Raw genomic sequence first — 14,292 nt, 5'->3', positions numbered from 1 at the left:
CTCCTGGGCTAAGGCGCTTTGTAAGCAGAGCAAGAAGCTAACTAATAGCAGTAGTTTCCTCATTGTGTTATATCTTTCCAAAAATAACGCCTGCCGAATGATCGTATTGAGCGCCGGTAACAGATTGTAGACAATTTACTTCGTTACGCACCCGAAGCACTCCCAGCAGAGCAAAAACTAAAGCTTCTTTAAAGGCTACAATCTTCTCGTTGGGCACAATCAGTTCTATTCCGTTAGCTGTATATTTCCGAATAGACTCCATAAAATAGTCATTAAAAACTCCGCCACCGGTTACTAGCACTCTAAACGAATCAGTCTGCTTTTCAGAAAAAAAACGTAGAGATTGCGCGATTTGATAGGCAGCATGATCGAGGGCGGTAGCAATAGAATCTGGTACGGAGAGATTCGCTTGCTCAATCCGCCGAATTATTTCCTGATGTACCCATTCGTACCCTAATGATTTGGGAAAACCCTGATGATAGTAAGGAAGTTGATTGAACGTATCTACTAATAATTGATTTATCTGACCCTGCTGAGCAATTTGTCCGTCATGATCGTACGGTTTCCCTTGTTGTTGGGCAAAGTAGTTCATCACCATATTGGCTGTTCCAATATCGTAGGCAATGCGCTTACCCTGCCACTGGGCAGAAAGGTTGGCAATGCCTCCCAGGTTTAGGCAAGCATCGTATTCGCCGAAAAGTAACTGGTCGCCCACAGGTACTAAGGGAGCTCCCTGTCCGCCAATGGCTAAATCGTAGTTGCGAAACTGACCGATAACCGCTTGTCCGCTGATCGCTTGAATAGCAAATGGATTACCTATCTGGTAGGTAATTCCGCGCTCGGGCTGGTGAAACACGGTATGGCCATGCGAAGAGATAAAATCAGGCTGTAGCTGATGTTTGCTAATAAATGCCTTCACCGCTTCACCCATCCACACTCCCAAATCCTGGTCGGTAATGATGAGTTCTTCACCGCTTACTTTGGTTATATTTAATAGCTTCCGTTGCCACACTTCATCATAAATCTGCGTTTCTGCCACCGGAATACTAAATTTCCACTGATTATCTTCCAGCGCAAACTCACAGTACGCTATGTCTAGTCCGTCTAACGAAGTACCGGACATTATGCCAATTGCTTGATACGTTAACTGATCCTTCATAAGTTTAGCTATTAACTACTATATCTTCCAATCCATCTGTCTGAAAGGTTTTAGTAGCACCATTTTCATCGTAAATAATAAGTACCTCCAACGACGGGTTGCGGGCAATAATTTCCTTCGCAGGTTCTAAGCCCAGTACCATAAAAGCAGTAGCGTAGCCATCGGCGGTCATACAATCGTCGGCAATAACCGAAACGCTGAGTACGGAATGCGTCACCTGCTGGCCGGTTTTAGGATCAATCGTGTGCGCGTATTTTTTTCCGTCCACTTCGTAGTAGTTGCGGTAATTTCCTGAGGTAGCAATAGCCTGATTATTTAGCGTTACCGCTGCGGACATATTTCCTACTTGGTTAGGATCGTCAATACCAATTTTCCACCGCTCGCCCTTATCGTTTACGCCCCGGCACAGCACCTCGCCTCCAATTTCTACCATAAAATCATGTATGCTCTGCTGACCTAGGTATTCTCCTACTACATCTACTCCGGCTCCTTTAGCAATCGCACTAAAGTTGAGGCTCACTCCTGCAATTTCCTTAGTAGCGTAGTTAGTAGTGTACGAAATCTTATCAAACCCCACCAGTTGCAATAGCGAGTCAATACTAGTATCATTGGGTAGCCGTTGATCTTCTGGACCAAATCCCCAGGCGCTTACCAGAGGGGCCACAGTGGGATCAAAAGCACCATTGGTCGCTTGCACAATTTCATCGCTACGCTTCAACACTGGATAAAAGTAAGGCAAATCGAAGTACAATGTATCTTGTTGGTTGAAACGAGTAATTTCCGAGTCAGGCAGATAGTGATTTACTGATTGATTGAACACCTCTAATAATGAATCTATGGCTACTTTAAAGTCGCGCCCTTGGTCATCTTGATACTTGATATTATAAGTTGTTCCCATCGTTTGCCCTCGCACATTCATGTAGGTAGCTTCCTCGTTTACTGCTTCGGGTTGATCACGAACCCACCAAACAATGGCTACCGATGCTAACAGTACAATAGAATAAATTATATTTTTTTTCTGATTAGGATGCATATTTAGAGAACGATTGTTTAGATACTACGTGTTACTTTAGTAAGTATTATTTACTTAAGAAAAGCACAAAGCGAATTATTTTTGCTGCGATAGTACGGAATTTTCTGTACATTCAGGAATAGAAGTGTTATTGTACTCCAAGTACACATTAATAAGCAAACTGTCAACATAAATTAGTTATTACTTTAGAATGCGAAATTGAGGCGTAAAGAATGAAGATAGCCGCAAATTACTTGAGTGATGAGCAACGATGTTGTTCACTTAAAATGATTGCTAAAGAATGAATTTACCTATCTAGCACCACCCGCAAGTTTCAAACTTTTAAGTTGTATTAACCCGCTACAAAACTCAGAACTATAACACTCTAATACATAAACACAACAATACTCTAACACAATTTCATTATGAGAGAAGATTATTTAACCGGAGAGGTTACAAATCTTAGCCCAGTTGAGCAAGAAGTTGAAAAAGCGTTACGCCCTCTATCATTTAGTGACTTTACTGGGCAACATAAGATTGTAGAAAATCTGAAAATATTCGTTCAGGCAGCTAAGAAACGGGGCGACCAGCTCGATCACGTTTTACTACATGGCCCACCCGGTTTGGGCAAAACTACGCTGTCGCACATTATTGCGAATGAACTGGACGCGCAAATTAAGTCTACCTCCGGACCTGTGTTGGATAAACCCAGCGAGTTGGCAGGACTGCTGACCAACATGGAACCAGGCAATGTGCTATTCATTGATGAGATTCATCGCTTGAACCCCATTGTAGAAGAGTACCTCTACTCAGCGATGGAGGACTATAAGATCGATATTATGCTGGATTCCGGACCCAATGCTCGCACCGTGCAGATTAGTCTGAGCCCGTTTACGTTGGTAGGAGCCACTACTCGCTCGGGGCTACTTACCTCACCACTTCGCGCCCGTTTTGGAATTAACGCCCGACTAGAGTACTACGATGCTGAACTTCTCACAACCATCGTAAACCGTTCGGCCCATATTTTGAAAACACCGATTAAAGACGACGCTGCTTACGAGATTGCTCGTCGGAGCCGAGGAACTCCCCGGATTGCTAATACCTTACTGCGCCGTACGCGCGACTTTGCGGAGATCAAAGGTGATGGAACTATTGATAAAACTATTGCTGAAATGGCTTTGCAAGCGCTAGACGTAGATCAGAACGGGTTAGATGATATGGATAACCGCATTTTATCAACGATAATTGAAAAATTTAAGGGCGGCCCCGTGGGTATCAGCACTATCGCTACTGCTTGTGGTGAAGAAGCCGAAACCATTGAGGAGGTCTACGAACCGTTTCTAATTAAAGAAGGATACATTAAGCGAACCTCAAGAGGGCGGGAAGCTACTGAGATTGCTTACAAGCATTTAGAGATTATTCCTCCCGGCCGAGCGCAGGGGTTGTTTGATTAGCCTTGATTGTACTCTGAAAATTGGTGATCTATGCGTCGCGCAAGTTATTCTCAATTTATTAAAAATGAAGCTCAACAACTAGGCTTTGATTTCTGCGGAATTGCCAAAGCTGAATATTTATCGGAAGAAGCACCGCGCCTAGAAGAATGGCTGAATCAAGGTAAGCAGGGAAAAATGCACTACCTAGAAAATTACTTTGACATTCGCCTTGATCCGACAAAGCTGATGGAGGGGACTAAGTCGGTAGTGACATTGCTCTACAATTATTACCCTCAAGAAGATTTAGCCTCTCCTGATTCCTACAAAATTGCCAAGTACGCCTACGGACAGGATTATCATTTTATCATCAAAAAGAAGTTACGGTTACTGCTAAATAGTGTACAAGAAGAAGTAGGCGAAGTAGCTGGGCGAGCCTTTGTAGATTCAGCTCCGATATTAGAGCGAGTTTGGGCGCAAAAAAGTGGTTTAGGCTGGATTGGGAAAAATAGTTTATTACTTAATAAACAAAAAGGCAGCTTTTTTTTCATTGCTATTCTGTTGTTGGATTTAGAACTGGAGTATGACCATCCGGTAGCTGACCACTGCGGTACTTGTACTCGCTGTCTGGATGCTTGTCCCACAGACGCTATTGTGGCGCCTTACGTAGTAGATGGCAGCAAGTGCATTTCGTATTTTACAATCGAGTTGAAGGAAGAGATTCCGAAAGAGGTAGAAGGGAAATTTGAGGACTGGATATTTGGTTGCGACATTTGCCAAGACGTGTGTCCTTGGAATCGGCACGCGCAGCCGCACCAAGAACCACTATTGGAGCCTCATGCTGAGATAAACGAAATGACTAAGGGTGATTGGGAGGAGATAACCGAAGAGGTATTTCGTAAATTGTTTAAAAAGTCAGCAGTGAAACGGGCAAAATTTTCCGGACTTAAGCGTAATATTCGGTTTGTTAGCAAATAAAAAAAGCTGCCTAATGTAGGGCAGCTTTCAAAATATTAATCGTTGTTGCAAATTAATTAAAGCGTGTTTTCGAGAAACACTCGTCTAGGATGCTTCGGTACTGCTGGCCGAATTTGATATAACACCAACTTCTAAGCATTTCAACATCCGCAGGTAACAAGATCGTTAACGCTTTCTTCAATTCCTTACGAAAAAGAAGAGAGTCAAAACTTACTTTAGCGAGAATAAGTTTAGAATAACTTAACTCAGCATGAATACGCTTTGCGTCTACGTGCCTGTTGTATATTTGCATAGGCGTAAAAGATTTAGTTAAAAAAAATCAAACTTGAGAGAAAGCAACCTTCAATGAATTGTTGTATCATAATTGATTACAACCGCATAGACTATAAATATATAATAAGTTGTACTAATTTGCAAGTTCTTGAATTGGTAATGCTATGAAATCTACTATTTTATTTCAAAAGAAAGTATTTACGCAGAATAATATTTTAAGTATTGTGCTAATTCCGTTTTTTTTATTGGTCATAATTCCAATTCAAGCACAGAATGTTTCGGTAGAACTGGGCCCTAATGAGATTGGTGCCAACGAGCAATTTTCCATTACGTTAAAGATAGCCAATGATCGACTTCGTCGCTACGGAGACTTTCCTGATATTGCTGGATTTGAAAAAGCCGGAACATCTTCTTCATCTTCCACTAATATTATTAACGGACAGATTTCTTCGTCGTATAGCGTTACACAATCATACCTACCTTCTCGAGAGGGTACATTTAAGTTGCCTTCATTCACTCTTGCGGTTAATGATACAGAAGTTAGTTCACCAGGAACCACTATTACGGTAGGTCCACCCAAGCAGCGCAATGCTCAAAATCCATTTTTCAGCGATCCCTTTGATAACTTATTTGGTCGGCGCAACCAGCCTCAAGAATTTGTAGATGTAAAAGCTGAAGCTTTCGTAGCACTAACTACTAGTAAGGATACTGTCTACCTTGGCGAAGGATTTACTACTACATTGGCTATTTATTTATCGGATAAAAACCAAGCCCAGCTACAATTTTACGATATTGGTAAGCAACTGACCGATATTCTAAAACAACTGCGCCCCTCTAGTGTGTGGGAAGAAAACTTCAATATCGAGAATATTAATGGGCAGCCAGTCACTATTAATGGTCAGGGGTATACGCAGTACAAGATATATCAAGCAACGTACTACCCAAATAATACCGAGCCAATTCGTTTCCCGAGTGTACCTCTTACTATGATTAAGTATAAAGTGGCGAAAAACCCTTCAGTCTTTGGGCGACGACGGCAAGAGGGCTTCAAAGAATTTAAGACCGAGCCACGCACGGTATACGTGAGAGAGTTGCCACCGCACCCTCTAAAGGCATCAGTAGCGGTAGGAAACTACCGGCTAGATGAATCTATCTCAGAGCAAGAGTTAAACACGGGAGGTAGTTTTAATTATACTTTCAAAGTTATGGGCGAGGGAAATATCAACTACATTGAAAAGCCGCCCGTTCGCACTACTGATGCTTTCGATTTCTACGAGCCTAGCGTAGAACAAAATATCAATCGACGCAGCAATCAGGTGACGGGTTCTAAAGCTTTTTCGTATTATGCCGTACCAAATGAGCCAGGTGAGTATAATCTAGGGGACTATTTCAACTGGGTATTTTTTAATACAGCTAGTCAGCAGTACGATACTTTATCTTCTGACATTCAGGTATTAGTAGAAGGAAAGAGCCGTAAGAATGAATACATCAGCTCGCAAGATGTAGGTTCTTTCTACAACCGGATTGCGGGAGTAAACAACACACTACAAAGCCGCAATAATGATGGTTGGTTGCAACTAGCGGCTAATATTCTGATTATCGGAATGTTGGCTCTCGTGGCGGTAATCACATTCAAGAAGTAAATTTGATTAATTTGTGGCTTGCCTTTAGCTTTAGTTTATGAGCAATACTTACGGAACGTTGTTTAAAATCAGCACCTTTGGCGAATCGCACGGGAAGGGAATTGGGGTAGTGATTGACGGATGTCCGGCCGGACTGCCAATAGATGAAGAGTTTATTCAGCAAGAGTTGGGTCGGCGTAAACCAGGTCAGTCCAAAATTACGACGCAACGTCGGGAAAGTGATACGTTCCAGATTTTATCGGGAGTGTTTGAAGGGAAAACTACCGGCACTTCGTTAGCCATTTACATTCCTAACGAGGATCAGCGGAGTAAAGACTATTCGCATATTGCTGACAAGTTTCGTCCCTCGCACGCGGACTATACTTATCACGCTAAGTATGGAGTTCGGGATTACCGAGGCGGTGGCCGTAGCTCAGCCCGAGAAACTGCCGCCCGAGTAGCAGCAGGGGCGGTTGCTAAGCTCTTTTTAAAACATAAAGGAATTGACGTTCAGGCGTATGTTTCTCAGGTAGGCAGTTTACGGCTAGAAAAACCGTATACTCAACTGGATTTCTCTCAAACTGAAGCTACCCCCATACGCTGCCCCGATTTAGAAACCGCCGAACAGATGATTAATCTAATTGACCAGGTTCGTAAAGACCGAGATACCATTGGCGGAGTAGTGAGTGCCGTTGTTACTGGAGTTCCAGCGGGCTTAGGAGAGCCGGTGTTTGATAAGCTGCACGCTGAGCTAGGTAAAGCAATGCTAAGCATTAATGCGGTTAAGGGATTCGAGTACGGCAGCGGTTTCGATGGGGTTACTTTACGCGGTTCGCAGCATAACGACGAAATCTATAGTGATAGAGGAACTATCCGTACGAAGACGAATCATTCCGGCGGCGTACAAGGTGGAATATCCAATGGCGAAGACATTTACTTCCGAGTGGCTTTTAAACCGGTAGCGACGATTATGCAAGATCAGGATAGTGTGAACGAAGCCGGCGAAACAGTGACCGTTTCGGGAAAGGGACGTCATGATCCTTGCGTGGTGCCCCGGGCAGTTCCCATTGTAGAAGCAATGGCGGCACTTGTTATTGTCGACATGTTTTTGCGCAATGTAACCACTAAATTAGAATAACTTATATTAGGCTACACTAATTTCAATAACCTAATATGTTTTCTTTACTACGTTTTGCTGCGCTATCGTTTGTTTTCATTAGCGTATTCACAATTCAATCACTTGTAGCTCAACCGGGTGCGGTCCAACCGGATGCGGTCCAACCGGATGCGGTCCAACCGGGTGCGGTCCAACCGGGTGCGGTCCAACCGGGTGCTGCTCAACCCATTGCGTTACACCCTGACAATTCTCACTACTTTATCTATCAGGAGGAACCTACGCTGCTGATTACTTCGGCTGAGCACTACGGGGCAGTACTTAATCTGGATTTTGATTACGAAACCTATCTGGAGACAATGCAACAGGAGGGAATGAATTACACCCGAATTTTTGTAGGATCCTACGTAGAAATTCCCGGTAGCTTTAATATTGGCAATAATACGCTGGCTCCCGCAGTCAATCGTTTTATTACTCCCTGGAATCGCACCGATGAAGAAGGACTGTACCAAGGAGAAAAGAAATTTGATCTGGATGAATGGAATCTTGAGTATTTTGAGCGATTGACAAGTTTTATTCGTGAGGCTGATCAGCGGGATATCATCGTGGAAGTAACTTTCTTTTGCTCTACGTATGCGGATGAATCATGGGAACGCAATCCCTTCAATTCGGGGAACAATGTGAACGACATTCCTGAGGTAGACCGGAAAAAGTCGAATACGCTGGCGAATGGCTCGCTAACAGATTATCAGAAAAAAATGGTCGCTAAGATTGTTACTGAGCTTAATGCGTTTGACAATATCTTCTACGAAATCCAAAACGAGCCTTGGTCGGATGATCCACAAAACGCCCTGCGGACACTCAAAACATTAGATCCTAAAGGGTTATCTTGGGCAAAGTGGGCTCAAACTGCTTCTGAAGCGTCTTCGGAGTGGCAGCAGGTAATGGTCGATCAAATCGTGGCCGCTGAGCGGAATCTAACTAAGAAGCATCTTATTGCGCAAAACTACGCTAACTTTAAGCACTCTTTAGAAGAAGTACAAGATGGTGTAAATGTTCTCAACTTCCACTACGCTTGGCCCGAAGCCGTCTGGATGAACTACGCCTGGGATCGACCAATTAGCTTCGATGAATCTGGGTTCGCCGGGAGTTCAGATACTACTTATCTGCGGCAAGCTTGGCAGTTTATTGTAGCGGGGGGCAGTGTCTTTAACAATCTTGATTATTCGTTTTACGTGAACCACGAAGATGGAAAGGGCAGCAACGATGCTCCGGGGGGCGGCAGCACTACCTTGCGTCAGCAACTAGTCTACTTGCATGAGTTTATGGAATCACTGGACTACATTCGTATGCGTCCTGATTTTTCTACGGTTGTTCACTCTCCTGGACTAGAAACTCAGTGCTTAGCTGAAGCAGGTCAGCAGTACGCTATCTTCCTCACGGGTCAAGCCACCGACTGGGTTAAACTGAATTTACCTCAGGGAAATTTCAACTACGAGTTTGTCTCTCCATTCAATGGAGAAGCTATTGATACGGGCAATATTTCTGGTAGTGGTGAAACCATCCAACTTGAATTACCTGAATTTGAACATATGGTAGCATTACGTATTACTCAAACCACTCGCTAACCGTTCATCTTGATTATTCTACGGTCTACCTCACTCATTGGCCGACTGCCCACTATTTTTCTTATTTTTTAATATCTCTTCTCATTCTTTGCATAAATAATTAACCGCCAAATTTGACTTAATTATCAATTTTCTACTATCTACTTTTAATTTCAGCCATGCAACCCGAAACCATCTTCTCTTTTGCTAGCACCTTTGTACTTATCGGCTGGATTCTACTAATCGTGGCTTTCCGATGGAAATATACTCTTGCGTTGGTTCGCCTCGGTGTAGTGCTTCTGCTCTCTGCTTTATATGCTATTCTAATTATTACTCATTTTGGCAATTCAGAAGGCGGCTTCGGTTCGCTAGCCGAAGTAAGCCAACTTTTTGAGAATCCTTGGTCTTTGTTGGCGGGGTGGGTGCATTATTTGGCCTTTGATCTGTTCGTAGGTAGTTGGGAGGTGGAAAATGCTCAAAAGTTAGGAATATCGCATTGGCTGATTATTCCCTGTTTGCTGTTTACGTTCTTTTTGGGGCCTATTGGCTTGCTACTCTATCTTATCATCCGAACTATCCGTACCAAGAAATTATCGCATGACCTTGCTTAAGTTTTACAAGAGCTAATTCGGCGAAATCGCCTGCTAGCCTATGTAGGGTTAGCACATGCGGTGCTATTTCTTATTCTGCTCACGCTATTCTCTATTGACGAACGCACGGTCATGGGGATCAATGCTTGGGTTAAGCCGATGAAGTTTGCTTTGTCTATTGTTGTTTATTTGTGGACAGTAGGCTGGTTTCTAAAATATCTAACGGCTTATCCGCGCTCGGTACGCATTATTTCTTGGGGAATAGCAGCTACTATGGTTATTGAGATTGTCTGCATCGTATTTCAGGCTGCCCGGGGAGTACAATCCCATTTTAATGGAGCGACGATACTGGATGCGAGGATTTACTATACTATGGGAGTTGCCATTGTGACTAACACGCTGCTTTTTACCTGGATGACGATTTTGTTTTTTGTGGGAAAAATTAGACTGCCACCCACCTATCGGCTAGCGGTTCGCTTAGCATTACTACTGTTTTTGTTCGCCAGTGCCGTAGGTGGAATGATGGTCGGGCAGCTATCGCACAGCATAGGTGTAGCTGATGGCGGAGCAGGGTTGCCTTTTGTTAATTAGAGTACTGAGGGTGGCGATTTACGGATTGCTCATTTTATCGGTATCCATAGCCTACAGATTATTCCATTCTTTGCTTACAAGATTGAACAAAAACAATGGCAATACGCTCGCGGGTGGGTTTGGGCATTCTCAGCGATCTATACTGGCATTACTGTATTTATTTTCTGGGAAGCAACTAACGCTCGCCCACTGCTTAGTACATTATTTCGTTGATCTTCCCTCCCCCCTTTCTTAAAGGGGGGGGCGGGGATTTTACCGTTTTGTAAACAACTACAGTTCCCCCTTAGCATTTATCCGTGATAAGATCTGATGAACCAGTTCCCTTATCAAAGCTGATTATTTTCAGCAATCAATTCAGCCAAGTCTTTTACGGCTACCTCACTTTCTTTTTCCTTATTTTTTATCCCATCGCTCATCATGGTCATACAGAAGGGGCAGGCCACGGCAATAGTTTTTGCCCCCGTCCCTAACGCTTCCTCTGTTCGTTCAATATTCACTTCTTTGTTACCAGGTTCGGCATCTTTAAACATTTGGGCACCACCGGCTCCGCAACAAAGTCCTTTGGTACGACAGCGTTTCATTTCTACTAGATCAGCATCCAATGCCTCCAGCACTTCGCGCGGAGCTTCATAAATATTGTTAGCCCGACCCAAGTAGCAAGAATCATGATACGTGATCTTGCGTCCCTTAAAACTTCCGCCACCCTTCATTGAAATTTTACCCTCATTAATCAACTGCTGAAGAAAAGTAGAGTGATGAATTACTTCATAATTTCCTCCTAGCTCAGGATATTCGTTTTTAATGGTGTTGAAGCAGTGGGGGCAAGCCGTCACGATCTTTTTTATCTCGTAGCCATTCAGTACTTCAATATTGGCGGCTGCCTGCATTTGAAAGAGAAATTCGTTTCCGGCGCGGCGAGCCGGATCTCCGGTACAAGCCTCCTCCGTACCCAGCACTGCGAACTTAGTACCTACTGCGTTTAAAATTTTCACAAAAGCTTTGGTCACTCGTTTGTACCGGTCATCGTAAGAACCGGCACAGCCTACCCAGAATAATATTTCCGGGGTTTCGTCTTGTGCCACCAGATCAGCCATCGTTGGTACTTTTACTTCTTTATTCATATCAACTGAATTGTTTAATGATTGAATGCTCAAAGTTGCTGTATGCTAATAATTCTTAAAAATCTATTTCTCCTCCGGTTTCTGGTTTTCAGTCTCCGGTTCCGACAGGGAACCGCTTCCGTTACCAGTTTCCCCTTTTTGTTCTTCATTAGCGAGTTCATCCGCCCAGTTAAACCGATCGGTAGGGGCAAACTTCCAAGGAGCAAAATTATTCTCTATGTTAGAAAACATTGCGTTCCAGGAAGCGGGAGACTGTGCTTCTTCCATCGCTACGTAGCGCCGCATTTGTAGAATAATAGACAATGGGTTGATATTGATTGGACAAGCCTCAACGCAGGCATTACACGTAGTGCAAGCATTCAACTCTTCCCTGCTGATGTAATCATCGAGCAAAGATTTACCATCTTCCAATTCACTTTCACCTTTGTCAAGCTGTTGACCTACTTCTTCTAACCGATCGCGCGTATCCATCATAATTTTGCGAGGCGACAGCTTTTTTCCGGTTTGGTTAGCCGGGCACTCCGAAGTACAACGGCCACATTCCGAGCAGGCGTACGCCCCCATTAAGTCAGTCCACATCAAATCGTTTACATCCTTTGCTCCGAATCGGCCCACCTCTTCCTCAGCATCGCTTGCCCCGTTCTCCGGTTGGGCCCCGAGCATAATTTGCACTTCCTTGGTAACCGCGGGCATATTATCCATTTGTCCCTTGGGTACCAGTCGAGAATAATACGTATTGGGAAACGCCAAAAATATATGCAAGTGTTTAGAGTACGTGACGTAGATGGCAAACCCTAAAATTCCGATGATGTGAAACCACCAGGCAAAGCGTTCAACAAATATTAATGTGCTAGTATCTAACCCAGCGAATAGGGGAATTAGCAGTGAACTAAAAAACAATGTTCCGGTAGCTTCATAACCCGAGTTTGAACGAGTCTGTAGCAATTGATCAGTAGCATTCATGGTCAGAATAGCGAACATCAAAATAATCTCAATGATTAAAATAAGGTTAGCATCTAATTTAGGCCAAGCGGTCATCTCCTGAGCATGAAATCGCTTCACTTTCTGCACATTTCTACGCCACAAAAAAACTACACAAGCGAGAATGACCAGCACCGCTAGCGTCTCAAAAATGTTCATTGCAACTAAATATACATCACCCAAATAGGGCATAAACAAGCGATGGGTTCCCAGCAGACCATCCAGCACGAACTCTAGCACTTCCAGATTAATTACGATAAATCCTACGTAAATGAGCAAGTGAAAAAATGCAGGAATGATCCGTTTAAACATTTTTTGCTGACCGAATGCAACTAATAGCATGGTACGCCAGCGTTTATGAGATTGATCGTCTCTAGTTGTATCTTGACCTAGCAAGATATTTTGTCGAATCCGCTGAATTCGCTTAGCCAAAATGACCGAAGCAACTCCTACAATAATGATAAATACAATTTGTCCGAGATAAGCTAACATATAACTTTCTTTAAAATTTTTGCAGCATTCAGAATTTTATCTAGTTTTGTAGCCCACTACGGTGATGTAGCTCAGTTGGTAGAGCATCGGACTGAAAATCCGTGAGTCGGTGGTTCGAGCCCACTCATCACCATTTCTTTTAAGCCTTCTTGCTTTACGCGAGAAGGCTTTTATTGTTTTTAAGCAATTTTCCATTATTTCTTTCATAATACCGCTCTCTTTACTACATGTAAATTCCTAGAGATTGCTCCTTGCAAATATAGTGATTATAAAATTTGTTATGCAAGCATACTATTTCTAATAACGAAAGATAATGCCTAATAATTTGTCATATCAGAAATTTATTGGCTCATATTTCAATAGTTATTAAAAAAAAGGAAGACGAAGTGATTTAACTGTTTACTCATACGAAGCTTTAGCCACTTATGATTACTATTTCATTATTTAAATATGAACATCTTGATCGAAAGATACTCTACCAAAAATCATAATTTGTTTAAGAACTGGGATCAAAATTACATGTGTAGGTAATTCGTCAAAGCCCAATTCTTATTGACAAAGCTAGCTAATACATTTGTATATGTCTAGAGCAAAAAGGAATTGAGAATGAGGCAGGTGAAGATAAATAGTTGGGTGATTTTGATAATAGGGTTGTTCTGCTCCTTACATGTCAATGCTCAAATTTCAACTCGAAAGCTGGAAGCGATTTATCTTTACAACTTTACTAAGTATATAAATTTTCCAGCTACTTCAGGCAGCTACGTAATAGGAGTACTTCAGGAGCAGAATATAGCTGATGAATTACAAGGCAACTTAAAAAACAAGAGTGAGATAGCGGTGAAGACGATTAAATCACCCAGCGAAGCAAAAGTCTGCAATATAATTTATGTGCCGAAGTCAGCTTCATCGCAGTTAGCTGAATTAGTGTCGCAAATAGAAGACACTGGTGTGCTCATTGTTACCGAGGAAGATTTGGCTAGTGAAGGAGCCCCAGTAAGTTTTGTAGTAGATGGCTCTAAGTTAAGATTTAAGATTAATCAGCTAGCGTTAAAAAAGACTGGTTTACAGGCGAGTAGTAGCTTACTTAGTTTAGCAATACTTATTTGACCAAAGCATTGAAAGATATAGGTTAGGTTGTGTAGTGTAGTAAAAGAGACGGGTCACGCTTAGATGACCCCTCCTTTACCTTCCTTCCGAACCGAGGCATTGAAGATTTAGGTTAGGTTGTGTAGTGTAGTAAAAGAGACGGGTCACGCCTAGATGACCCCTCCTTTACCTTCCTTCTGAACCGCAAAGCATTGAAGATTTAGGTTAGGTTGTGT

General features: G+C 42.8%; 12 protein-coding genes and 1 tRNA gene. 9 read left to right on the top strand and 4 right to left on the bottom strand.

Features of this window, described 5'->3' with window-relative positions:
* Positions 1-67 precede the first annotated feature (67 nt).
* Positions 68-1,159, bottom strand: coding sequence for an anhydro-N-acetylmuramic acid kinase (locus WBA23_RS10990; protein WP_424582326.1), 1,092 nt, complete (start codon positions 1,157-1,159; stop codon positions 68-70).
* Positions 1,160-1,163: 4 nt separating this feature from the next.
* A complete protein-coding gene (locus tag WBA23_RS10985) occupies positions 1,164-2,192 on the bottom strand; it encodes an FAD:protein FMN transferase (RefSeq protein ID WP_424582325.1) in 1,029 nt (342 codons plus the stop codon).
* Between the two features lie 404 nt (positions 2,193-2,596).
* Between WBA23_RS10985 and ruvB the strand changes: the two genes are divergently transcribed.
* The 7 genes from ruvB to WBA23_RS10950 all read left to right on the top strand — a co-directional run bounded on the left by ruvB (position 2,597) and on the right by WBA23_RS10950 (position 10,376).
* Entirely contained in the window at positions 2,597-3,625 is a 1,029-nt protein-coding gene (gene ruvB / locus WBA23_RS10980) for a Holliday junction branch migration DNA helicase RuvB (RefSeq protein ID WP_424582324.1), read from the top strand.
* Between the two features lie 30 nt (positions 3,626-3,655).
* Positions 3,656-4,579 carry a tRNA epoxyqueuosine(34) reductase QueG gene (gene queG, locus WBA23_RS10975; protein ID WP_424582323.1) on the top strand — a complete coding sequence of 308 codons (924 nt, stop codon included), beginning with the start codon at positions 3,656-3,658 and terminating at the stop codon, positions 4,577-4,579.
* A gap of 437 nt (positions 4,580-5,016) precedes the next feature.
* Positions 5,017-6,495, top strand: coding sequence for a BatD family protein (locus tag WBA23_RS10970; protein ID WP_424582322.1), 1,479 nt, complete (start codon positions 5,017-5,019; stop codon positions 6,493-6,495).
* Between the two features lie 37 nt (positions 6,496-6,532).
* Positions 6,533-7,612: a chorismate synthase gene (gene aroC, locus WBA23_RS10965; RefSeq protein ID WP_424582321.1), complete on the top strand. Its 1,080-nt coding sequence runs from the start codon at positions 6,533-6,535 to the stop codon at positions 7,610-7,612.
* Between the two features lie 35 nt (positions 7,613-7,647).
* Complete coding sequence (locus tag WBA23_RS10960) at positions 7,648-9,216, top strand: hypothetical protein (RefSeq protein ID WP_424582320.1); 1,569 nt, start codon at positions 7,648-7,650, stop codon at positions 9,214-9,216.
* 158 nt (positions 9,217-9,374) lie between these two features.
* Positions 9,375-9,806: an ABA4-like family protein gene (locus WBA23_RS10955; protein ID WP_424582319.1), complete on the top strand. Its 432-nt coding sequence runs from the start codon at positions 9,375-9,377 to the stop codon at positions 9,804-9,806.
* Between the two features lie 60 nt (positions 9,807-9,866).
* Positions 9,867-10,376: a hypothetical protein gene (locus WBA23_RS10950; protein WP_424582318.1), complete on the top strand. Its 510-nt coding sequence runs from the start codon at positions 9,867-9,869 to the stop codon at positions 10,374-10,376.
* A gap of 326 nt (positions 10,377-10,702) precedes the next feature.
* Here WBA23_RS10950 and WBA23_RS10945 read toward each other — a convergent pair whose 3' ends face one another.
* Both WBA23_RS10945 and WBA23_RS10940 read right to left on the bottom strand, forming a co-directional pair.
* On the bottom strand, positions 10,703-11,497 hold the full coding sequence (locus tag WBA23_RS10945; RefSeq protein ID WP_424582317.1) for a (Fe-S)-binding protein: 795 nt from the start codon (positions 11,495-11,497) through the stop codon (positions 10,703-10,705).
* Positions 11,498-11,560: 63 nt separating this feature from the next.
* Positions 11,561-12,970 carry a 4Fe-4S dicluster domain-containing protein gene (locus WBA23_RS10940; RefSeq protein WP_424582316.1) on the bottom strand — a complete coding sequence of 470 codons (1,410 nt, stop codon included), beginning with the start codon at positions 12,968-12,970 and terminating at the stop codon, positions 11,561-11,563.
* A 60-nt stretch (positions 12,971-13,030) separates the two neighbouring features.
* On the opposite strand from WBA23_RS10940, the gene WBA23_RS10935 reads away from it, so the two are divergent.
* A tRNA-Phe gene (locus tag WBA23_RS10935) sits at positions 13,031-13,103 on the top strand.
* A 500-nt stretch (positions 13,104-13,603) separates the two neighbouring features.
* Positions 13,604-14,077, top strand: coding sequence for a YfiR family protein (locus tag WBA23_RS10930; protein ID WP_424582315.1), 474 nt, complete (start codon positions 13,604-13,606; stop codon positions 14,075-14,077).
* The last annotated feature ends 215 nt before the right edge of the window (positions 14,078-14,292 follow it).

This window comes from Tunicatimonas sp. (assembly GCF_049647865.1).
In the GTDB taxonomy this organism is placed as follows: Bacteria; Bacteroidota; Bacteroidia; order Cytophagales; family Cyclobacteriaceae; genus Tunicatimonas.
Note: the sequence above shows the minus strand (reverse complement) of the source record. Positions and strands in the feature narration are given on the sequence as shown.

What these genes read in the sequence shown, in the direction of transcription:
- WBA23_RS10990 (WP_424582326.1), bottom strand. Translation starts at nt 1,159, where the DNA reads ATGAAGGATCAGTTAACGTATCAAGCAATTGGCATAATGTCCGGTACT.
- WBA23_RS10985 (WP_424582325.1), bottom strand. Translation starts at nt 2,192, where the DNA reads ATGCATCCTAATCAGAAAAAAAATATAATTTATTCTATTGTACTGTTA.
- ruvB (WP_424582324.1), top strand. Translation starts at nt 2,597, where the DNA reads ATGAGAGAAGATTATTTAACCGGAGAGGTTACAAATCTTAGCCCAGTT.
- queG (WP_424582323.1), top strand. Translation starts at nt 3,656, where the DNA reads ATGCGTCGCGCAAGTTATTCTCAATTTATTAAAAATGAAGCTCAACAA.
- WBA23_RS10970 (WP_424582322.1), top strand. Translation starts at nt 5,017, where the DNA reads ATGAAATCTACTATTTTATTTCAAAAGAAAGTATTTACGCAGAATAAT.
- aroC (WP_424582321.1), top strand. Translation starts at nt 6,533, where the DNA reads ATGAGCAATACTTACGGAACGTTGTTTAAAATCAGCACCTTTGGCGAA.
- WBA23_RS10960 (WP_424582320.1), top strand. Translation starts at nt 7,648, where the DNA reads ATGTTTTCTTTACTACGTTTTGCTGCGCTATCGTTTGTTTTCATTAGC.
- WBA23_RS10955 (WP_424582319.1), top strand. Translation starts at nt 9,375, where the DNA reads ATGCAACCCGAAACCATCTTCTCTTTTGCTAGCACCTTTGTACTTATC.
- WBA23_RS10945 (WP_424582317.1), bottom strand. Translation starts at nt 11,497, where the DNA reads ATGAATAAAGAAGTAAAAGTACCAACGATGGCTGATCTGGTGGCACAA.
- WBA23_RS10940 (WP_424582316.1), bottom strand. Translation starts at nt 12,970, where the DNA reads ATGTTAGCTTATCTCGGACAAATTGTATTTATCATTATTGTAGGAGTT.